General features: G+C 63.9%; 17 protein-coding genes and 1 pseudogene. 12 read left to right on the top strand and 6 right to left on the bottom strand.

Annotated elements, in window-relative coordinates; genetic code table 11:
• Nucleotides 1-86 precede the first annotated feature (86 nt).
• On the bottom strand, nucleotides 87-548 hold the full coding sequence (locus AB8Z38_RS12775) for an Lrp/AsnC family transcriptional regulator (protein WP_369725507.1): 462 nt from the start codon (nucleotides 546-548) through the stop codon (nucleotides 87-89).
• A 132-nt stretch (nucleotides 549-680) separates the two neighbouring features.
• On the opposite strand from AB8Z38_RS12775, the gene AB8Z38_RS12770 reads away from it, so the two are divergent.
• Together AB8Z38_RS12770 and AB8Z38_RS12765 are read left to right on the top strand one after the other, a co-directional pair.
• Nucleotides 681-3,044: a transketolase gene (locus AB8Z38_RS12770; protein ID WP_369725505.1), complete on the top strand. Its 2,364-nt coding sequence runs from the start codon at nucleotides 681-683 to the stop codon at nucleotides 3,042-3,044.
• Nucleotides 3,045-3,334: 290 nt separating this feature from the next.
• Nucleotides 3,335-4,765, top strand: coding sequence for an aldehyde dehydrogenase family protein (locus AB8Z38_RS12765; RefSeq protein WP_369725503.1), 1,431 nt, complete (start codon nucleotides 3,335-3,337; stop codon nucleotides 4,763-4,765).
• A gap of 172 nt (nucleotides 4,766-4,937) precedes the next feature.
• On the opposite strand, the gene AB8Z38_RS12760 is transcribed toward AB8Z38_RS12765, so the two are convergent.
• Entirely contained in the window at nucleotides 4,938-5,918 is a 981-nt protein-coding gene (locus AB8Z38_RS12760) for an SMP-30/gluconolactonase/LRE family protein (protein WP_369725502.1), read from the bottom strand.
• 91 nt (nucleotides 5,919-6,009) lie between these two features.
• Between AB8Z38_RS12760 and AB8Z38_RS12755 the strand changes: the two genes are divergently transcribed.
• Together AB8Z38_RS12755 and AB8Z38_RS12750 are read left to right on the top strand one after the other, a co-directional pair.
• Entirely contained in the window at nucleotides 6,010-6,834 is an 825-nt protein-coding gene (locus tag AB8Z38_RS12755; RefSeq protein ID WP_369725500.1) for an NAD-dependent epimerase/dehydratase family protein, read from the top strand.
• A gap of 207 nt (nucleotides 6,835-7,041) precedes the next feature.
• Complete coding sequence (locus AB8Z38_RS12750; RefSeq protein ID WP_369725498.1) at nucleotides 7,042-7,449, top strand: hypothetical protein; 408 nt, start codon at nucleotides 7,042-7,044, stop codon at nucleotides 7,447-7,449.
• Between the two features lie 27 nt (nucleotides 7,450-7,476).
• Here AB8Z38_RS12750 and AB8Z38_RS12745 read toward each other — a convergent pair whose 3' ends face one another.
• The gene (locus AB8Z38_RS12745; protein ID WP_369725497.1) at nucleotides 7,477-8,157 is read right to left on the bottom strand and encodes a GntR family transcriptional regulator; all 681 of its coding nucleotides are present in this window, start codon (nucleotides 8,155-8,157) and stop codon (nucleotides 7,477-7,479) included.
• Between the two features lie 174 nt (nucleotides 8,158-8,331).
• Between AB8Z38_RS12745 and AB8Z38_RS12740 the strand changes: the two genes are divergently transcribed.
• The 4 genes from AB8Z38_RS12740 to AB8Z38_RS12725 all read left to right on the top strand — a co-directional run bounded on the left by AB8Z38_RS12740 (nucleotide 8,332) and on the right by AB8Z38_RS12725 (nucleotide 13,232).
• Nucleotides 8,332-10,050 carry an IlvD/Edd family dehydratase gene (locus AB8Z38_RS12740; RefSeq protein WP_369725496.1) on the top strand — a complete coding sequence of 573 codons (1,719 nt, stop codon included), beginning with the start codon at nucleotides 8,332-8,334 and terminating at the stop codon, nucleotides 10,048-10,050.
• A 60-nt stretch (nucleotides 10,051-10,110) separates the two neighbouring features.
• Nucleotides 10,111-11,106 carry a TRAP transporter substrate-binding protein gene (locus AB8Z38_RS12735; protein ID WP_369725494.1) on the top strand — a complete coding sequence of 332 codons (996 nt, stop codon included), beginning with the start codon at nucleotides 10,111-10,113 and terminating at the stop codon, nucleotides 11,104-11,106.
• Between the two features lie 210 nt (nucleotides 11,107-11,316).
• Nucleotides 11,317-11,895: a TRAP transporter small permease gene (locus AB8Z38_RS12730; protein WP_369725493.1), complete on the top strand. Its 579-nt coding sequence runs from the start codon at nucleotides 11,317-11,319 to the stop codon at nucleotides 11,893-11,895.
• Nucleotides 11,892-13,232 (top strand): TRAP transporter large permease, encoded by a 1,341-nt coding sequence (locus AB8Z38_RS12725; protein WP_369725491.1) that lies wholly within the window; start codon nucleotides 11,892-11,894, stop codon nucleotides 13,230-13,232. The genes AB8Z38_RS12730 and AB8Z38_RS12725 overlap by 4 nt, the downstream gene beginning before the upstream one ends.
• Before the next feature lie 9 nt (nucleotides 13,233-13,241).
• Here the strand turns inward: AB8Z38_RS12725 and AB8Z38_RS12720 are convergent, their stop codons facing one another.
• On the bottom strand, nucleotides 13,242-14,036 hold the full coding sequence (locus tag AB8Z38_RS12720; RefSeq protein ID WP_369725489.1) for an enoyl-CoA hydratase/isomerase family protein: 795 nt from the start codon (nucleotides 14,034-14,036) through the stop codon (nucleotides 13,242-13,244).
• A gap of 261 nt (nucleotides 14,037-14,297) precedes the next feature.
• On the opposite strand from AB8Z38_RS12720, the gene AB8Z38_RS12715 reads away from it, so the two are divergent.
• Nucleotides 14,298-15,518, top strand: coding sequence for an NAD(P)/FAD-dependent oxidoreductase (locus tag AB8Z38_RS12715; protein WP_369725488.1), 1,221 nt, complete (start codon nucleotides 14,298-14,300; stop codon nucleotides 15,516-15,518).
• Nucleotides 15,519-15,706: 188 nt separating this feature from the next.
• Here the strand turns inward: AB8Z38_RS12715 and rbsK are convergent.
• Nucleotides 15,707-16,616: pseudogene (rbsK, locus tag AB8Z38_RS12710) on the bottom strand (ribokinase).
• A gap of 32 nt (nucleotides 16,617-16,648) precedes the next feature.
• The gene (locus AB8Z38_RS12705) at nucleotides 16,649-17,542 is read right to left on the bottom strand and encodes a sugar kinase (protein WP_369725487.1); all 894 of its coding nucleotides are present in this window, start codon (nucleotides 17,540-17,542) and stop codon (nucleotides 16,649-16,651) included.
• 206 nt (nucleotides 17,543-17,748) lie between these two features.
• On the opposite strand from AB8Z38_RS12705, the gene AB8Z38_RS12700 reads away from it, so the two are divergent.
• The 3 genes from AB8Z38_RS12700 to AB8Z38_RS12690 all read left to right on the top strand — a co-directional run bounded on the left by AB8Z38_RS12700 (nucleotide 17,749) and on the right by AB8Z38_RS12690 (nucleotide 20,591).
• Complete coding sequence (locus AB8Z38_RS12700; RefSeq protein WP_369725485.1) at nucleotides 17,749-18,597, top strand: VOC family protein; 849 nt, start codon at nucleotides 17,749-17,751, stop codon at nucleotides 18,595-18,597.
• Between the two features lie 163 nt (nucleotides 18,598-18,760).
• Nucleotides 18,761-19,468 (top strand): TetR family transcriptional regulator, encoded by a 708-nt coding sequence (locus AB8Z38_RS12695; RefSeq protein ID WP_369725484.1) that lies wholly within the window; start codon nucleotides 18,761-18,763, stop codon nucleotides 19,466-19,468.
• A gap of 313 nt (nucleotides 19,469-19,781) precedes the next feature.
• Entirely contained in the window at nucleotides 19,782-20,591 is an 810-nt protein-coding gene (locus tag AB8Z38_RS12690; protein ID WP_369725483.1) for an ABC transporter permease, read from the top strand.
• The last annotated feature ends 45 nt before the right edge of the window (nucleotides 20,592-20,636 follow it).

Raw genomic sequence — 20,636 nt, 5'->3', positions numbered from 1 at the left:
TTGCGAGCGCAGCGAAGCAATCCAGTCTGCCGCCGCTGAGGGACTCTGGATTGCTTCGCTGCGCTCGCAATGACGGGGCAGAGGCGTTACACCGGCAGCGCGATCGAATATTTCACCTGGCTGAGCGCAAAGCTCGACTCGATCGAGGCGATGCCGTCGAGCCGGGTCAGCTTGGTCTTCAGGAAGGCCTCGTAGGAGGCGAGGTCGGCCGCCACCACGCGCAGCAGATAGTCGCGGTTGCCGGTCATTAGATAGCATTCCAGCACCTCGTCCCATTTCGAGATCGCGCGCGCGAAACGGTTGAGGTCCTCCTCCTTCTGCCGCGCCAGCTTGATCGAGATGAAGACACTGACATGCAGCCCCAGCGCTTTCTGGTCGACGGTGGCGATGTAGCGCGAGATGACGCCGCGCTCCTCCAAGAGCTTGACGCGGCGATGGCACGGCGACACCGAGAGCCCGACCTTGTCGGCGAGCTCCTGCATGGTCAGTCGGCTGTCGTTCTGGAGCAGCGCAAGAATTTTTCGATCGATGGTGTCGAGCTCGGACATTGGGATGAGCCTGTCGTTTTAGCGGAGTTAATGGTATGCTATCCCAATATCCGGGGGTATGACGCGAAAAATTGGGAAATCTGGTGCGTTCCGCAGGGGTATGATCGGGCCATTGTTTTCCGGAGCATTGCCATGCCCGTCGAGTCCGCTCGTCTTGAAACCCTGACCGCCCTGAGCCGCAAGGCGCTCTGGCTGTCGTCCTGGACCATCCATCACGCCAACCATATCCGCCCGAACGAGGACGGGTTGAAGGTGGGAGGCCACCAGGCGTCCTCGGCCTCGCTCGCGACCATCATGTCGGCGCTGTATTTCAGCGTGCTGCGGCCCGAAGACCGCGTCGCGGTGAAGCCGCATGCGAGCCCAGTGTTCCACGCGATCCAGTATCTGTTCGGCCGGCAGAGCCGCGAGAAGCTGGAAAATTTCCGCGGCTTCAAGGGTGCGCAGTCCTATCCGTCGCGCACCAAGGATGTCGACGACGTCGACTTCTCGACCGGCTCGGTCGGCCTCGGCGTGGCGCAGACGCTGTTCGCCTCGCTGGTGCAGGACTACGTCAAGGCGCATGGCTGGATGAAGGATCGCCGCGAGGGGCGGATGATTGCCCTCGTCGGCGATGCCGAGATGGACGAGGGCAACATCTTCGAAGCGCTGGCGGAGGGGTGGAAGCACGGCCTGCGCAACACCTGGTGGGTGGTCGACTATAACCGCCAGTCGCTCGACGCCGTGGTGCGCGAAGGTCTCTGGGAAAAGTTCGAAACCATGTTCCGCAATTTCGGCTGGGACGTGGTCATCGTCAAATACGGCCGGCTGATGCGCGAGGCGTTTGCCGAGCCCGGCGGCGAGGCGCTGAAGCGCTGGATCGACAACTGCCCGAACGCGCTCTACGCCGCGCTGTGCTTCCAGGGCGGTGCGGCCTTCCGCAAGCATTTGCATGACGAGATCGGCGACCAGGGACCAATTACCAAACTGATCGACCGCCGCAGCGACGACGAACTGCTGGCGCTGATGTCGAACCTTGGCGGTCACGACATGGCGAGCATGCTGGAGGCGTTCGAGTCCATCGATCACGATCGCCCGGTCTGCTTCATCGCCTACACCATCAAGGGTGTCGGCCTGCCGTTCCAGGGCCACAAGGACAACCATGCCGGCCTGATGACGGTCGCGCAGATGGAGAAATATCGCGAGAGCCAGAACATCCGGCCCGGGCACGAATGGGACAGATTCGAAGGGCTTACGCAGGATACAGCCGAGCTGGACGCGTTCCTCGCGCGCGTGCCGTTCAACCAGGACGGCCGCCGGCTCACCGCCCCCGTGGTCGAGGTGCCCTCGCAACTCGCGTTCAAGCCGTCGCCGCAGATGTCGACCCAGCAGGGCTTTGGCCTCGTGCTGAACGAGATCGCGCGCAGCGACAGCGAACTCGCCAGGCGGATCGTGACGACGTCGCCGGATGTGACCGTCTCGACCAATCTCGGTCCTTGGGTGAACCGGCGCGGCCTGTTCGCAAGCGCCGAGAAGGCCGACTTATTCCGCAGTGAGAAAATTCCCTCGACCTTCAATTGGGACGCATCACCCAAAGGCCAGCATCTCGAGCTCGGCATTGCCGAGATGAACCTGTTCATCATGCTCTCGGCGCTCGGCCTGTCGCACCAGATCAACGGCGAGCGGCTGCTCCCGGTCGGCACGCTCTACGATCCCTTCATCGAGCGCGGGCTCGATGCGCTGAACTATGCCTGCTACCAGGACGCGCGCTTCATGGTGGCGGCGACGCCGTCCGGCATTACCCTTGCGCCCGAAGGCGGCGCGCACCAGTCGATCGCGACGCCGCTGATCGGCATGGCGCAGGATGGGCTCGCCTCGTTCGAGCCGGCCTTCGTCGACGAGCTCGCCGTGGTCATGGGCTGGGGGTTCAGGCACATGCAGCGCGATGCGGCGGAGGGCGGTTCTGTCTATCTGCGGCTGTCGACCCGTAGCATCGATCAGGCGCAGCGGATCATGACGCCGGAATTGGAGAAGGGCATCACCGATGGCGCCTATTGGCTGCGTAAGCCGGGGCCCAACGCCGAACTCGTGATCGCCTATACCGGCGCGATTGCGCCGGAAGCGATCGAGGCCACCGGCCTGATCGGCGAGAGCCGCCGCGACATCGGCCTGCTCGCGATCACCTCGGCCGACCGCCTGCACGCAGGCTGGACCGCCGCGCGAAAATTGCGGCGCGATCGCCGCGGCGTGCAGCATCTGAGCCACATCGAGAAGCTGCTGGCGCCATTGCCGCGCGACTGCGGCATCGTGACGGTGATCGACGGCCATCCGGCTGCGCTCGGCTGGCTCGGCAGTGTCCGCGGCCATCGCGTCGAGGCGCTCGGTGTCGAGCAGTTCGGCCAGACCGGCAGCATCGCGGACCTCTACCGCCACTACGGCCTGGATGCCAACGCCATCATCGATGCGGCCGAAAGCCTCACCACCGGCGCCCCGGTGCTGCATCGGAAGATGGCGGTGTGACGGTCTCTCGTCGCCCCGGCGAAGGCCGGGGCCCATACGCCGCGGCTGTCGTTGTGGGCGCAGGTGGTAGACGCCTAAGCAAACCAACTGCTCCCTGTGGTTATGGGTCCCGGCGTTCGCCGGGACGACATCGTGAGTGAGGCGAGACCTTGCCACCCCATTGCCATCGGCTCATATAACCCCCGTCCGCCGCAACGCTGGCCCCGCATATGGCGGGTTCAATTGCCGGCGCTTTCGTGCAAGGATGCCTGCCGAAACGCCCCCTCAAAGCCCCCAAGAAGAGGTTACCGATGGTCAATCGCATGCAATTCTACATCGACGGCGCCTGGGTCGATCCCGCCGTCAAGAAGTCCACCCCGGTCGTCAATCCGGCGACGGAAGAGGCGATGTACGAGGTTGCGCTGGGCTCCAAGGCTGACGTCGACAAGGCCGTCGCGGCCGCCAAGCGCGCCTTTGCAACGTTCTCCCAGACCAGCCGCGAGGAGCGCGTCGCGCTGCTCTCGAAAGTCATCGAGGTCTACAAGGGCCGCCTCAAGGAGATCGGCGCCGCCGTCTCCGACGAGATGGGCGCGCCGCTGCCGATGGCGGAGAAGCTTCAGGCCGGCGCCGGCCTCGGTCATCTCATGACCACGCTCGACGTGCTCAAGAACTACCATTTCGAGGAACCGGTCGGCACCGCGATGGTGCTGCGCGAGCCGGTCGGCGTGGTTGGCATGATCACGCCCTGGAACTGGCCGCTCAACCAGATCGCCTGCAAGGTCGCGCCCGCGCTCGCCGCCGGCTGCACCATGATCCTGAAGCCGTCGGAGTTCACCCCGACCTCGGCGCTGATCTTCGCGGAAATCCTCCATGAAGCCGGCGTGCCGAAGGGCGTGTTCAACCTCGTCAACGGCCTCGGCCCCGAGGTCGGCGCCGCCATGAGCGAGCATCCCGACATCGACATGATCTCGTTCACCGGCTCGACCCGCGCCGGCATCGACGTGGCCAAGCGCGCCGCGCCCACCGTGAAGCGCGTCAGCCAGGAGCTCGGCGGCAAGTCGCCGAACGTGATCCTCGAAGGCGCCGACCTCGCAAAAGCCGTGACCGGCGGCGTGATGCACATGTTCAACAACTCCGGCCAGTCCTGCAACGCGCCCTCGCGCATGATCGTGCCGCTGTCGAAGATGAAGGAAGTCGCCGCGATCGCGAAGGCCGCCGCCGACAAGACCAAGGCCGGTGATCCCCGCGCCGAAGGCACCACCATCGGCCCCGTGGTCAATCGCGGCCAGTGGGATAAGATCCAGGGCCTGATCAAGAAGGGCATCGACGAGGGCGCAACACTCGTCGCCGGCGGTCCGGGCCTGCCCGAGGGAGTCAATAAGGGCTTCTATGTCCGTCCGACCATCTTTGCCGACGTCACCCCCGAGATGACGATCGCCCGCGAGGAGATCTTCGGACCGGTGCTGACCATCATCGGCGCCAAGGACGAAGCCGAGGCCGTTCACATCGCCAACGACACGCCCTATGGCCTTGCCGGTTATGTCACGGGCGCTTCCGTCGAGGACGCCAAGCGCGTCGGCCGGCAGATCCGTGCCGGCAACGTCAACCTCCAGGGCGTGCCCAACGACCGCAGCGCGCCGTTTGGCGGCTACAAGCAGTCCGGCAACGGCCGCGAGTGGGGCAAGTACGGCCTTGAGGACTTCCTCGAAGTGAAGGCCGTTGCCGGCTTCAACGCGGCGTAGGCTGGTCGGGAAAGAGACGAAGACGCCGGAGCGAGTGATCGCTCCGGCGTTTGCTATTTGTAGGGTGGGCAAAGGCGCGCTCTTCGCGCGACGTGCCCACCATTCCGCGACGACGAGAAGTGGTGGGTACGCTTCGCTTTGCCCACCCTACGAGACCGTCACTGCCGAGACTCTATCCCCCCATCGCGCCCTGCGTGTTCACATACAGCGCGTAGATCGACTGGCTCGCGGCCATGAACAGGCGGTTGCGCTTGACGCCGCCGAAGCAGAGATTGGCGCAGCGCTCGGGCAGCGCGATGCGGCCGATCATGACGCCGTCGGGCGCGAACACAACGACGCCGTCGAGCTCGGGATCACCCATGCCCCAGCCGCACCAGAGATTGCCGTCGATGTCACAGCGCATGCCGTCCGGCGTGCCCGGGCCAGCGTCGATGAAGATCTGCTTGTTGGAGATCGTGGTGCCGTCGGCTGAGACGTCATAGGCGAGGATCTTGCGGTTGGGCACGCCGCGCGATTCCACGACGTAAAGGATCTTCTCGTCCGGCGAGAAGCACAGCCCGTTCGGCCCGAGCACGCCCTCGGCAACGATGGTCGCCTTGCCGGTCGCGGGATCAAGACGGTAGACATTCGGATCGATCTCGGGGTCCGCCTTGTAGCCCTCGTAATTGCCGAGCAACCCGAAGGTGGGATCGGTGAACCAGATCGCGCCGTCGGATTTCACCACGACGTCGTTCGGCGAGTTGAGCTTCTTGCCGTTGAAAGAATCCATCAGCACCGTGATGGTGCCGTCGTATTCGGTGCGGGTCACGCGCCGCCCGCCGTGCTCGCAGGTCACCAGCCGGCCCTGGCGGTCGCGGGTGTTGCCATTGGCGAAATTGGAAGGTTTTCGGAAAACCGAAACCGCGCCGGTCTCCTCCTCCCATTTGAGGATGCGCTGGTTCGGGATGTCGCTGCACAAGAGATAGCGCCCGTCGCCGAACCAGACCGGCCCCTCGGCCCAGCGCAGGCCGGTCGTCAGCCGCTCCACCGCCGAAAGTTTCAGCCAGTATTTTTCGAAGCGAGGGTCCAGTGCTTTTATCGCCGGATCGGGGTAATAGGTCGCCGGCTGCCAGCCATAAGGCCGTTCTTGGCGGTGGGACGATGCATCGTTCATGTGCAATTCTCGTTGTTGCGTTCCCTCTGCCCAAATCTGCTATCATTAGAGACCTTTGACCGCAAATCGGTCGCCAATCACGAGGGAAGAAATGCCGCGTATCTTGATGACGGGAGCTTCGGGCGGAATCGGAACGCGCCTGCGCAAACTGCTGCCGCCGATCTATCCCGATCTCCTGCTCTCCGACATCCGCGCGCCCGCCGATCTCGGGGCGAACGAGCAGTTCAAGGCGGCGGACCTGTCCGACATGGCGCAGGTCGAGGCGATCTGCGAGGGCGTCGACGGTATCATCCATTTCGGCGGCTATTCGGTCGAAGGCCCTTGGGACGACATCCTCCAGGCCAACATCATCGGCGGCTACAATCTATTCGAAGCCGCACACAGGAAGGGCGTCAAGCGCGTGGTGTTTGCCTCCTCGAACCACACGGTGGGCTTCTATCCGCGCCACCGCAGGATCGACACCGACGTCACCGTGCGCCCCGACGGCCGCTACGGCGTCAGCAAGGTGTTCGGCGAAGCCGTCGGCTCGCTCTACGCCAACAAGCACGGGCTGAAGGTCACCTGCATCCGGATCGGCAATTGCGACGAGAAGCCGCTCGATCATCGCCGGATCGCGATGTGGCTGAAGCCGGAGGATCTGGTGCAGCTCTGCCAGATCGGGCTCGAACATCCCGATATTCATTTCGAGATTTTCTACGGCGTGTCCCTCAACGAGCGCGCCTGGTGGGACAACCACCGCGCCTACGAATTCGGCTACCGCCCGACCGGCCGCTCCGAGGATCACGTGGCGTACGCGATGGCCGAGCAGGCCAAGCTGAAGCCGGATCCGATCGGCGACCACTACCAGGGCGGCGCGTTCTGTAGCAACGAGTTCGACGGCGATGCGAGCCGGATTATTGATTGGAATAAGCGGTAATGTTTGACGTCATGGCCGGGCTTGTCCCGGCCATCCACGCCTTACCACGCGGCACAAAAACGTGGATGCCCGGGACAAGCCCGGGCACGACGGCCGGTTGATCTAGATCAACGTCGCTCCCGACATCGTGTGGCTCTCGATCTGTGCGATCGTAATTCAGTAACCGCTGGCCGATCACAACTCAACGGCGGCGGCGAAAGCCACATAATGAAAATCAAATTGTCAGCCATCGCTCTGTCCGCGATGATCATGCCGGCGCGAGCCGCAACGCTCACCGATGCCGAAGCGACGTTCCTCGACCAGCTCGTCACCGCATCCGTGGTGCTCGAGCAACGATGCGACGGTTACGAGGTCGATGGCGCGGGCAGCGTTCAACTCGGCGCCCGGCTGCTCGGCAGCCCTGATGCCGCGATGGCGATGATCGACGCCTATGCTGCGGCCATCAAGGCCCGCGATGGCGAGAGCTACGATCCCGGCAAATTCCGCCCCGAGGTGTCCGACGCGGCTGGCAAGACTTTCAAGCGCGTCCGGGCGGACTTGATCAGAAACCCGAAAGGCGCCTGTGCCAATTACGGCGATGCCGGCGTGGATGGCGGCATCTTGAGACGGTACTGAACGTGCGTGTGTCCTGGCACGCACACGCTAGCTCTTCTCGCCCGCGATCCGCGCCAGATAATCCTTCTTGCTGAACTGCATGTGATCGACACACAGCTGGGCCAGCGCCCAGCTGTCGCGGCCCTTCAGCAGCTCGATCATCAGCTCGTGCTGGCGCCGTGATAGTGCGAGGCCCTCGCGGTCGGCGAGGTTCTTGGCGCGCATCGGCAAGGTCAGGCTCATATAGTCCTGGAGCGAGCGCACCAGATAGGGATTGCCGCAGGCTGCGAACAGCGCGACGTGGAAGGCGTCGTTGGTCTCGTGGATGCCGCGGAGGTCCCGCACGTCGGCTTTGGCGCAATAGCGGCTTTGCAACTTGGTCAGCTCGTCGATCAGGTTTTGTGGTGCGGGCAGGGGGATCATCAGCGCGGCCTGCCGCGTCAGCATCTCCCGCACCTCGTAGATCTGCCGGACTTCTTCCGCCGAATAGAATCGCACCGTGGCGCCGACATTCCTCTCGCGACGGACGATGCCGCGGCGCTCGGCATCCACCAGCGCCTGGCGCACGAAGTGCCGCGAGGTACCGTAAGCCGACATCAGCGCGTCTTCGGTCAGGCGCGCGCCCGGCGCGAGGCGGCCGAAGATGATGTCCTCCTCGAGCCGCGCGACGACGTCGTCCGGATCGTCGCGCCGGACTATGCTCGCCTCTGCGGTGTGAATGTCGGACATCCCCTCAGCCTTCGGCACCGGGCCGGCCCGTCTTGTGGAGCAGGGAAGGGCGGGATTGTCAATAATTTGTATCGTGAGACGTGCCCAGACCCAGAAAGAACGCTGTTAGCACCTGCGTTATTGACAATCAGGGGGCAGCCTGTACCACAATAGCAAGGTGACTGGAGTGGCATGATGACGAGTGGCTTGCGCAAGGGTCTGACGAGCTATGGCGATGCCGGCTTCTCGCTGTTCCTGCGCAAGGCGTTCATCAAGGCCATGGGCTATTCCGTCGACGCGCTGGAGCGCCCGATCGTCGGCATCACCAACACCTACAGCGATTACAATCCCTGCCACGGCAACGTGCCGCAGATCATCGAAGCCGCCAAGCGCGGCGTGATGCTGTCGGGCGCGATGCCGTTCGTATTCCCCACCATCTCGATCGCCGAGAGCTTCGCGCATCCGACCTCGATGTATCTGCGCAATCTGATGGCGATGGACACCGAGGAGATGATCCGCGCCCAGCCGATGGATTCGGTGATCGTGATCGGCGGCTGCGACAAGACGCTGCCGGCGCAGGTGATGGCCGCAATCAGCGCCGATCTGCCGACCGTGGTGATCCCCGTGGGGCCGATGGTGGTCGGCCATCACAAGGGCGAGGTGCTGGGCGCCTGTACCGATTGCCGTCGTCTGTGGGGCAAGTATCGCGCCGGCGAGATCGACGATGCCGAGATCGAGGCAGTGAACGGCAGGCTCGCGCCGTCGGTCGGCACCTGCATGGTGATGGGCACGGCCTCGACCATGGCCTGCATAATCGAGGCCATGGGCCTGTCGCTGCCGATGAGCGCGACGATCCCGGCGCCGCATGCGGAGCGCTTTCGTCTTGCGGAAGCCAGCGGGCGGGTGGCCGCCGAGATGGCCAAGACCAAGGGGCCGAAGCCGAGCGAATTGTTGACCCCGGCGTCGTTCAAGAATGCGCAGGTCGTGCTGCAATCGATCGGCGGCTCGACCAACGGCCTGATCCATCTGACGGCGATGGCGCATCGCTCGCCGCACCGTCTCGATCTCGGCGCCTTCGATCAGCTCGGCCGCGAGGTGCCGGTGCTGGTCGATCTCAAACCGTCGGGCGAGCATTACATGGAGCATTTTCATCACGCCGGCGGCGTGCCGAAATTGCTGGCGCAGCTCGGCGATCTCGTCGATCTCGAGGCGAAGACGATCACGGGCCAGACGCTGCGCGATGTCGTCGCGAATGCGGAAGACGTCCCCGGTCAGGACGCGATCCGCCCGCGCACTGATCCGATCAAGAAGGAAGGCGGTCTCGCCGTCCTGCACGGCAATCTCGCGCCGCGCGGCGCGGTGATCAAGCAATCCGCCGCGAGCCCGAAACTGTTGCAGCACACCGGCCGCGCAGTCGTGTTCGAATCCGTCGAGGACATGACCCTGCGGGTCGACGATCCCGATCTCGACGTCACCGCCGATGACGTGCTGGTGCTGCGCAATGCCGGCCCCAAGGGCGCACCGGGCATGCCCGAGGCGGGCTATCTGCCGATCCCGAAGAAGCTCGCGCGCGGCGGCACCAAGGACATGGTGCGCATTTCCGATGCGCGCATGAGCGGCACCGCGTTCGGCACCATCGTGCTGCACATCGCGCCGGAATCCGCCGTCGGCGGACCACTGGCGCTGGTGAAGAACGGCGATATGATCCAGCTGGATGTTGCAAAACGCAGCATCGAGCTTCTGGTCGATGCGGCCGAGCTGCAGCGCCGGCGCGCCGCCTTGAAGCCTGCGACGGCGCCGGAGGAGGCGCGACGCGGCTATGCCTGGCTGTTCAACGAGACCATCATGCAGGCCGACGAGGGCTGCGACTTCGATTTCATGCAGAGAGCCGGGAACAAAGCCGAGAAGGGGTGATAGCCACCCGAACGAACGCCCAGACCGCACAAGCGGCGGGCGACAAAACAGGGGGAAACGATGATTGCACGATCCTTGCTTGGGCTGGCGGCAACGGCCGCTGTTGTTTTCGTCACGAGCGCGTCGGCGCAGGAGGTGAAGCATTATCGCTTCGCCTATGACCAGCCGAAGTCTACCGGCTATGGAATCCTCGGCGACATCTTCAGCGAGAAGCTGAAGGCGCTGAGCAAAGGAACGATGCTGATCGACCAGTATCCCGGCGCGCAGCTCGGGCAAGAGCCGCAGGTGTTGCAGCTGGTCAAGGCGGGTGACCTCGAGTTCTGCATTTCCTCGTCTGCGAACGCCGCGACGCTGTCGCCGCAGGCCGGCGTGATGTCGATGCACTATTTGTTCCGCTCGGAAGACCATCTCATCAAGGCGATGGCGAATCCCGAGGTGGCAAAGGCGGTCAAAGCGATGATTGCCGAGACGGTGCAGGGCACTCACGTCATTGCGCTGGCGACGCTTGGCTTGCGCAACATGTATTCCAAGCGGGAGATCAAGAAAGTCGAAGACATGAAGGGCCTGAAAGTGCGGGTGCAGGCAACGCCGACCGAGGACACAATGTTCCCGGCGTATGGCGCACAGATCGTGCATATGCCGTTCGGAAGCGTCTATACCTCCCTGCAAACCGGCGTGGTCGATGTCGCCGAGAATGGCGTGAATGTCTACCTCGCCAACAAGCACTACGAAGTGGCGCCGGTGCTCTCGATGACCGAGCATGAGGCCAACAACAGTCTGGTCTGGGTCAGCGACAAGCTCTGGAACAGCCTCACTCCGGAGCAGCAGGGTTGGGTGCAGGCCGCCGCCGACGAGGTCAACAAGACCCAGCCGGCCAAGGCGATCGAGTTGGAGCATCAATCGCAAGACAAGCTGAGATTGATCGGCGTCAAGGTCGTCACCGACGTCGACAAGTCGGGCTTTGTTGCGATCGCCGATCCCTATCTCGACAAGCTCGCCAAGGAGCTCGGCCCGCATGCCGTCAAGGTCAAGGACCTGATCCGGTCGATTAATTAGCGTGATGCGGGAAGACGGTGCGCTCCCTCTCCCGCTTGCGGGAGAGGGTAGGGGAGAGGGTGCCTCCGCGGAGAGACTCCCAACGAGGAGCGAGCCCTCACCCGGCGCTACGCGCCGACCTCTCCCGCAAGCGGGAGAGGTTCGCAAACCCGCAAGCCGGTGGGTCAACCTGATATTGTTCCGTACCAGATCGTGACCACGGGGACGTTAATGCCCATCGCCGACAAGCTCGTGTTGCAACGCCAGCGCCACCTGAAATGGCGGTCGCTCGACTGGCTCGAGCTGGCGCTGATGATCCTCTGTGGCGTGCTGTGCTTCGGCTTCTCGCTGTCGGTCACTGCCGACATCGTCACCCGCACCATCGGCCATCCCTGGCTGTGGCTGCAGGAAGTCACCTCGACGTTGTTCATCTACGCGATCTTCATCGGGACCGCGGCCGCGACCCGGCGCAACGATCATCTCTATCTCACCGCCATCTCCGAGGCGATGCACGGCACGCCGCGGATCGTCGTCGAGATCATCATTCGCCTGGTCGTGCTCGGCGTCGCCTTCTGCCTGATCTGGTATGGCTACCAGAACTATCTCCGCGGCTTCGGCAGCTTCCGCCTGCCGTCGGGCACGCCGATCGCCTCGCTCTATGCCATCATCCCGCTGTCAGGCGTGCTGATCGGATTGTTCACGATCGAGCAGCTCGTCAACGGCCTGCGCAACGGCTTTGACCATCCGGAGCCGCCGGACGAGGACGCCGCGCCCGCCGTCGCCGACGCCCAGATGACGGTGCGGCCGTGAGCGCACCCGTCGTCCTTGTGTTGATGTCAGTCTGCTTCCTGTCGTTCGGCTATCTCGGCGTGCCCGTGCCGTTCTCGCTGATGGCCGGCGTCTTCATCGGCGCGATCCTGTCGGATGTCTCGCTTGCCGCGATCATCCAGAAGATCTTCGACGGCGTCGATTCCGAGGCGCTGCTGGCCATCCCGTTCTTCCTCCTGGTCGGCGAGCTCATGAGCTCCGCGAATGTCGTGGTGCGGATCGCGAATCTCTCGGTGTCGCTGGTCGGGCATATCAGGGGTGGGCTGTCGCAGGTCGTGGTCGTCTTCAGCATGTTCTTCTCGGAGATGTCGGGCTCGACCACCGCCGACGTTGCGGTGATGAGCCGCGCGCTCGGCGGCCCGATGAAGCGCGAGGGTTATGAACCTGCCTTCATTGCCGCCATCATCGCCTCCGCCTCGACCATCGCGGCACTGGTGCCGCCGAGTATCACCGCCGTTGTCTATGGCGCCGTCGGCAATGTCTCGATCGCCGGCCTGTTTATGGCGGGCGTGGTGCCGGGTCTGATGATCGGCTTCGGGCTGATGATCTATTGCTACTTCTTCGGTCCTTCCGGCTTGCGCAAGCCCCGCGCGCCGTTGCGGCAGGTGGTGTTCGCCGCCGGTGACGCGGCGTTACCCCTGATGATCCCGGTCATTTTGTTGGGCGGCATTCTGACCGGCTGGTTCACGCCAACGGAAGCCGGCGTCGTCGCCGTGGCCTGGATCATCCTCGTTGTGATCCCCGCGCTCAACCGCGGGCATATCAAGAAGATCCCCTATGATTTCTGCCTCGCGGGGCTGATCTTTTCGCTGCCGCTGATCACGATCGGCGCCGCCAACGCCTTCGGCTGGATGCTGGCTTATTTGCGCGGCGCGAGTTATATCGCCGATGTGATCACCTCGATCGCCGGCAACGATCCGCATCTGATCATGCTGCTGATGGTGCTGCTGTTCACCGTGGTCGGAGACTTCATCGAGCCGGTGCCGACCATCATCATCTTCATGCCGCTGGTCAATGCGCTGACCGAGGCCGGCGACATCAACGGCGTGCACATGGGCGTAGTGCTGATCGCGACACTCGCCTTCGGCCTGATCACGCCGCCTTACGGATTGGTGCTGCTGATGGCGTCAAAATTCGTCGGCGTCAGCTTTGCGAAAGCGCTACGCGCGGCGCTGCCGATCTACCTGGTGTTCTTCGCCACGATCGCGTTTGCGATCTACTTCCCGAGCGTTGTGCTGTGGCTGCCGCGGTACGTGCTCCCGGAATCAGTCGGCTGCTTCAAGTCGCCGGCCGGCACGGGGTATATCTGTCCGCATTGAGCGCCGGGGCTACTTGCTCTTGCTCGTGAACTTCTTCACCGCGACGCGGAAGTCGTCCGTGTTCATCGCCATGATGATTTTATGCTCCTCGGCCTCGAGCTGCTGCTTCACCGGTGTGGTGGCGGCCTGGTTAACCAGCGATTTGGTGCCGGCAATCGCCGCCGGCGGGTTTTGCGCCAGGCGTTCGGCGAACTGCCGCGTCGCGGCCTTCAGCTCGGTGGCGGGAACGATCTTGGCGACGAGGCCCCATTCATGGGCCTGTTGCGCGGTAAAATTGTCTTCGGACAGGAAGATTTGCAGCGCACGGCGGGAGCCGACCGTGCCGACGATACCGACCGTTGAGCCGCCATCCGGCGAGACGCCGATCTTGGCATAGGCCGGCGTGAATTTGGCGTCTTCCGCGGCGATGCAGAGGTCGGTGACGAAGGCGAGCCCCATGCCGGCGCCGGCGGCCGAGCCGTGGACGCTGGACAGCGAAATCTTCGGCATGCGCCGGACCGTCTCGATGAAGGCGTGATAGTGCTTGAGCAACTGGCCCACCACCTGCGTCACCGTGTTGGCCTCGGCGGCGGCGCCGATCGTCTGCAGATCGCCGCCAGCCGAGAAGGCGCGGCCTTCGCCCTCGATCACCAAAACCCTGATTGCGTCGTCGCTTTCGACATAGGAAGCGAGCTGTTCGAGCTTCTGTGCGATCGCGAGATTGATCGAATTGAACGCGGTGGGGCGGTTGAGCGTGATGGTCGCAATCGCGCCGTCGATTCGCAGCAGAGCGGGATCATCGGGTTGGGAGACGGGAGCTGGCATCGGAAAATCCCCGGCATGAGGTGGTTTGCTGCAACTAGATCGCAGAAGGCGCGGGGTGACAATCCCCGGCCGTCAGTGCCCCGCATGCCGCTCTTGCGAAAGCCGGAACGATAGGCTCAAATGGCCCCGCCATCGTTTAGGGACGGACACGAGCGCCGGCTCCTCATCGACGCGGCTAGCAAGCCAAATCAGCAAGAGAGGGGACGACGTGGGTTACACCTGTGTCCAGAAGGCCTGTGTCCACAAACTTTGGCTGTTCCAATGACGGATGGTCCGGTGGTCATTGTCGGAGCCGGCCATGGCGGCTATCAGGTCGCGGCATCCCTGCGCCAGGCCGGCTTTTCCGGTCGCATCTGCCTGATCAACGACGAGGCGCATCTGCCGTATCAGCGGCCGCCTTTGTCGAAAGCCTACATCAAGGGATCGGCCGGGCCGGACAGCCTGATGTTCCGGCCGGAGAAATTCTATCACGAGCAGACGATCGATCTGATCGCGGGCCGTGCCGTCTCGATCGACCGCCCGGGGCGAAAAGTCCTGCTCGCGTCGGGCGAGACGCTTCCCTACTGGCATCTCGTGCTGGCGACTGGCGCGCGCAACCGGCTGCTTGATCTGCCGAATGCGAATCTGCCCGACGTGAAATACTTGCGCATTCTCGACGAGAGCGAGGCACTGAGAAACATCCTTCCGTCGAAAACGCGCGCCGTGATCATCGGCGCTGGCTTTATCGGTCTTGAATTCGCGGCGACCGCGCGGATCAAGGGCCTCGAAGTCGACGTGCTCGAGCTTGCTCCGCGCGTGATGGCGCGCGCGGTGACGGCCGAGGTCTCCGAGTATTTTCAGGCGCGGCATCGTGAGGCCGGCATCCGCATTCACCTTGGCGTGCAGGCAACCTCGATCGAGGCTGAGGGTGGCACGGTCACCGGTGTTTCCTTGAGCGACGGCCGGCATCTGCCGGCCGACCTCGTGGTGGTCGGCGTCGGTGTGCTGCCGAACATCGAGCTCGCGGCCGAGGCGGGGCTGCCGGTCGCCGCCGGCATCATCGTCGACGAATATCTCTCGACCTCGGATCCCGACATTTCGGCGATCGGAGATTGCGCGCTGTTCGCGAGTCCGCGCTTCGGTGGATCGCTGCGGGTGGAGTCGGTGCAGAACGCCACCGACCACGCCCGTTGTCTGGCGGCGCGGCTGACCGGCGACAGGAAAATCTATGACAGCCATCCCTGGTTCTGGAGCGATCAGGGCGACGACAAGCTCCAGATCGCCGGGCTCACCACCGGCTACGACCGCGTCGTGCTGCGCGGCGATCCCGCCAGGATGGCGTTCTCGGCGTTCTGCTACAAGGGTGACAGGCTGCTCGGCATCGAGTCCATCAACCGCGCCGGCGATCACATGTTCGGCCGCCGCCTGTTCGGCATGGACCGCTCGATCACCCCGGAGCAGGCGGCGGATGAGAGCTTTGATCTGAAGGGCGCGCTGGCTTGAGTGCTTCTCCCCCGTCTTCCTCCTCTCCCTCTCTTCGTTCTTACGGGGAGAGGGCGGGGGGTGAGGGGCTGTCTCGGCAAATTAGATGACAGTTGCACTCGCGGGCACTCCCCCTCACCCGGATCGCATCTCGCGATGCGATCCGACCTCTCCCCGCAGGCGTGGCGAGGTGAAGAAAGCGGTCGACGCTATAGAACAGCCGCAACTTCCTCGGCCGTCGGCATCGACGGTCCGGCGCCCATGCGCTGCACGCTGATCGAGGCGGCGACGTTTGCGAAGGCGAGGGCGGCGCGCAAAGCCACACCCTCGGCCAGTTGTGCCGCGAGCGCGCCCACAAAACAATCGCCGGCGCCGGTGGTGTCGACGGCCTTCACCACGCGGCCGGGAACCGATAATTCCTCGCGTCCGGCGAGCGCGAGCACGCCGCGTTTGCCGAGCGTGACGCAGATGGTCTGGTTCCCCCGCGCCTGGAGTTCTCGCGCGACGCCGATGATCCCGGCGGCCTCGTCGCTGTCTGACAGCTCGGTGCCGGCGAGCAAGCCAAGCTCGGTCTCGTTCAGCACGAGGATGTCGACCAGTGCGAGCAGCTCGCTGGACATTTTTCTGCGCCGGCGCCGGATTGAGCAACGTTGTGGCCCCAGCGGCGCGAGCGCGTTGAAAGAATGCGGCAATGGTCGGCAGCGGGATCTCGAACTGGCTGACGGCGACATCGCCCTTCGCCAGTGGAACGTCCGCGACGTCATCAGCGCTGACCAGCGCATTGCTTCCGGGGATGACGACGATGGTGTTGTCGGCTTCCGCCACCGTGATGATGGCCGTGCCGGTGTGCGCCTCGGCGGTGTCCTTAATGGAGCCGAGGTCGACACCCTGAGCCGCGAGGAAAGTCTTCAGCTCCGCGCCGAAGGAATCCTTGCCCAGCCGGCCTATCAGCGTGGTGCTGGCGCCGAGCCGCGACGCCGCAACGGCCTGGTTCGCTCCCTTGCCGCCCGGAAAATACAGCACCTGCTTGCCGGCGACGGTCTCGCCGACCTTGGGATGGCGATCGGCGGTCGCCACCACATCCATGTTGATGCTGCCGGCGACGAAGACGCGCCCCATAACAAACCTCAGATGAGAGACCCCGGTGAAGGCTAGACCCTGACCTCGAACTCGTGCCTGACCTTGGCGATGTCGACAAGGGTCGGCAATCCCGCCTCGTTGCCGAGGCGCTGAATCTTGAAGGTCGAGGCGGCCCGCGCAAAGTCGAAATGCTCGCGCCAGCTTTTGCCGGGATGGGCCAGATAGGAATAGACATAGGCGCCATGAAACACGTCGCCGGCGCCATTGGTGTCGATCACCCGCTCGCGCGGGATCGGCATGGCCGGCATGATCTCGACCGTGCCGGTCTCGTTGTACCAGAGCAGGCCCTTCTCGCCCATGGTGATGCCGCCGATCTTGCAGCCGCGGCTCTTGAGGTATTCCAGCATCTTATCCGGCGTCAGATCCATCTGCTCGCACAGCCGCTCGGCCACGATCGCGACGTCGATGAATTCCAGCAGCTCATGCGTGTTGGTGCGCAGGCCGCCGCCGTCCAGCGAGGTCAAGATGCCGGCCTCGCGGCACACCTTGGCGTAGTGGATCGCGGCATCGGGCTGGTGGCCATCGATGTGCAGCGCCCGGCAGCCGCCGAGATTGAGCATCGGGAACGGATGGATGTGGTCATCGTCGCGGCAGCGCACGATGGCGCGCTTGCCGTCCTTGGGCATGATGAAGGACAGCGACGACTGGTTCACCTTCCGGCCATGCAGCGAGATGCCGTATTTCGCGCACATGTCCATGAACATGCGGCCGAGCCAGTCATTGGCTGCGGTTGCGATCAGATCGGGCACGATGCCGAGCTTGGCGCAGCAGAACGCCGCCGTCACCGCATTGCCGCCGAAGGAAACCGCATAGTCCGAGGCCACGTGCTTCTCGTCGCCGGTCGGCATGTGGTCGGTGATGAAGACGACGTCGATATAGGTCTGTCCGATAAAGAGAGCCTGCATTGCTTGTCCGTGATGCGCTTTGTGGTCTTGGCCGGCGGGTTACTCTAGCACCGGTTCCGCGCTGGAGACGCTGAAATTATTCGCAAAATTGTCACGAGGCGCTTGAGGTCGATAGGGTGCCGGAATACGACCATCACAGGGCAATGCCAAGCCCGGACAAATGCCGTGTTTCGGCCGGTTGTTCCAGGTCCAGAAAAGGGGAAAATATGATCACCGGCCTCGATCACGTCGTCGCTCTGGTCCAGGACATCGGTGCGGCCAAGGCGGCCTACCAGACGCTGCTGGGGCGCGCGCCGGCCTGGCAGAACTCCGGCGAGGGCGCCGATCGCGTGCTGTTCACGCTTGCGAATATGACGATCGAGCTGATGGCGCCGAGTGGTGTCGGCGTGGCCGCCGACCGGATGCGCGCGGTGCTCGACGACGGCGAGGGCGTGCTCGCCAGCCTGTGCTTTCGTGTCGCTGACATCGGCAAGATGCACCGGCGGCTCGATCGGGTGGCGCTCAAGCCGGATCCGATCGCCGAGGTCGAAAGCAGCGATGCTGCGACCGGCGCGGTGCTGCACTGGAAGCGCACGCGCGCCGCGACGGAGTTCGCGCGCGGCGTGCGCATGTTTTTCCTCGAGCTTGCCGGCGAGCGCCCGCTCTCCGCGGCGACCGACGTCGCGCCGATCGATGGCCTCGATCACGTCGTGATCACCACGGAAGATTCCGATCGTGCAGCGGCGCTCTATGGCGCGCGGCTCGGGCTCGATCTGGCCCTCGATCGCTCGCACCAGGACTGGGGCCAGCTGATGTTCTTCCGCTGCGGCGACCTCGTCGTCGAACTGGTGCGCCGTCCCGTGGCCGGTGGCGATTCCAATCACGACCGTCTCTGGGGCCTGAGCTGGCGGGTCGCCGACATCGACGCGACCCGTGCTCGCCTGATCGCGAGCGGACTCGACGTCAGCGAAGTGCGCAACGGCCGCAAGCCGGGCACGCGGATCATGACAGTCAGGAACGGCACCTGCGGGATCCAGACCGTGCTGCTGGAGCGTTCGCCGAAGCCGGTGGTGTAGGCTCCACTCTCACCAGCCGTCATTGCGAGCGAAGCGATCCAGACTGTTTCCGTAGTGCGATTCTGGATTGCTTCGTCGCAAGGGCTCCTCGCAATGACGAAACTATGAGGCGAGCCGCATCCATGATAAAGCCGATCCCGACGAGTGACAGCGAGCGACCGGTTTGGCCAAGGCAAAGCGAACTCTGACATGGCAGCGCGATCCCGAAGGGATGCGGCTGCGCATTCTCGAGGCCGCCAAGCAGGAGTTTGCGGCGCACGGGCTCGCCGGCGCGCGTGTCGACCGCATCGCGGCGAGCGCCGGCGCCAACAAGCGCATGCTTTATTATCACGTCGGCAACAAGGACGAGCTCTACCTCGCGGTGCTCGAAGGCGCCTATGATAAGATCCGCAGCGAGGAGCGGGGACTTGATCTCGAGCATCTCGATCCGCCCGAGGCGATCCGGCGCCTGATCGAGTTCACCTGGAATTATTTTCTGCGCAACCCGGAATTCCTGTCGCTGCTGCAGACCGAGAACCTCGCGCGGGCAAAGCATCTGAAGCGCTCGACCAAGGTCAAGTCGATGCATTCGCCCTTCGTCGAGATGATTCGCACCGTGGTGCGGCGCGGCGTCGAGAGCGGCGACTTCCAGGTCGCGATCGATCCGGTGCAGCTCTACATTTCGATCGCAGGGCTTTGCTTCTTCTACCTCTCGAATTCGGCCACGTTGAGCGTAATCTTCGGCCGCGATTTGCTGGACAAGAAAGCCAAGGACGAGCGGCTCGCGCACATGGTCGGCCTGGTGCTGGCGGCGCTGACAGGGCGCTCGGCGGAAATGCTGGACGTCGTGAAAGCGCCGAAAAAGCGCGCCGCGGTGGCGCAGACGCTGTAGCGCAGCAGCTTCGCTGTTTCGATTCACGCGATATACCTCCGCGTCGTCCTGGCGAAGGCCAGGACCCATACCGCGTGATGTCTCGTTGGCGTGAGGTCTTAATTCCGAGCGACCAGTGTTCGCCAAAGGTTGCCCTGGGGTAATGGATCCTGGCTTTCGCCGGGACGACACCGAGGATTTGGCGTGGCCTTGATCCCAGAGGCCGCCAAACTCACCCGGAACCGCGCAAAAACGTCACAGGGAAAGCTCTGGACAGTATTTACCCAATCGGTTAATTTCTCCTCAGAACGAACAAGAAGACCGGGAGTGAGACGTGGCTGAATTGAAGCCGCAAAGTGCGCTGTCCAAGATGCTGAATGCGGCCTGGATCCGGCCGTTTCTGTTCCTGGTGTTCATCGTCGTGGCCTGGGATCTCGCGATCCGCATCTTCAAGATCCCCGCCTACCAAATCCCGGCGCCGGCCGACGTCGTCGCGGTGCTGCGCACCGACTGGCCGGAACTGTTGCGACAATCCTGGCCGACGACCTATGCAACCGTCTGCGGTTTCGCGCTCTCGGCGCTGTTCGGCATCCCGATCGCGATGCTGATCGCGGGCTCGAAGACGGTGGAGAGCTACGTCTATCCGCTGCTGGTGTTCTCCCAATCCGTGCCGAAGATCGCGATCGCGCCCTTGTTCGTGGTCTGGTTCGGCTTCGGCATCATTCCAAAAGTGATCTCGGCCTTCCTGCTCGGCTTCTTTCCTGTGGTGGTCTCGGCGGTGCAGGGCTTCAAGTCTGTCGATCCCGACATGGTCGATCTCGCCCGCGCCATGCAGGGCAGCCGGTTCCAGGTGTTCTGCGCGGTGAACCTGCCGCATGCACTGCCTGCGATCTTCTCCGGCCTCAAGGTCTCCGTAACGCTTGCCGTGGTCGGCGCCGTCGTCGGCGAGTTCGTCGGCTCCAATTCCGGCATTGGCTATGTGATGCAGCGCTCGATCGGAACCTTCGACCTGCCGACCATGTTCGCTGCGCTCGTGATTCTGGCGCTGCTCGGCGTCATCCTGTTCTGGATCGTCGACCGGGTCGAGAAGCTGGTCATTCCCTGGCATGTCAGCCAGCGCGAGGACGTGATTTTCGCCTCTTGAATAAAGCAACCAACGGCCGCCAACGGCCGGGCAAAATCGACAAGG

This window comes from Bradyrhizobium sp. LLZ17, from assembly GCF_041200145.1.
Lineage (GTDB): Bacteria > Pseudomonadota > Alphaproteobacteria > Rhizobiales > Xanthobacteraceae > Bradyrhizobium.
Note: the sequence above shows the minus strand (reverse complement) of the source record. Positions and strands in the feature narration are given on the sequence as shown.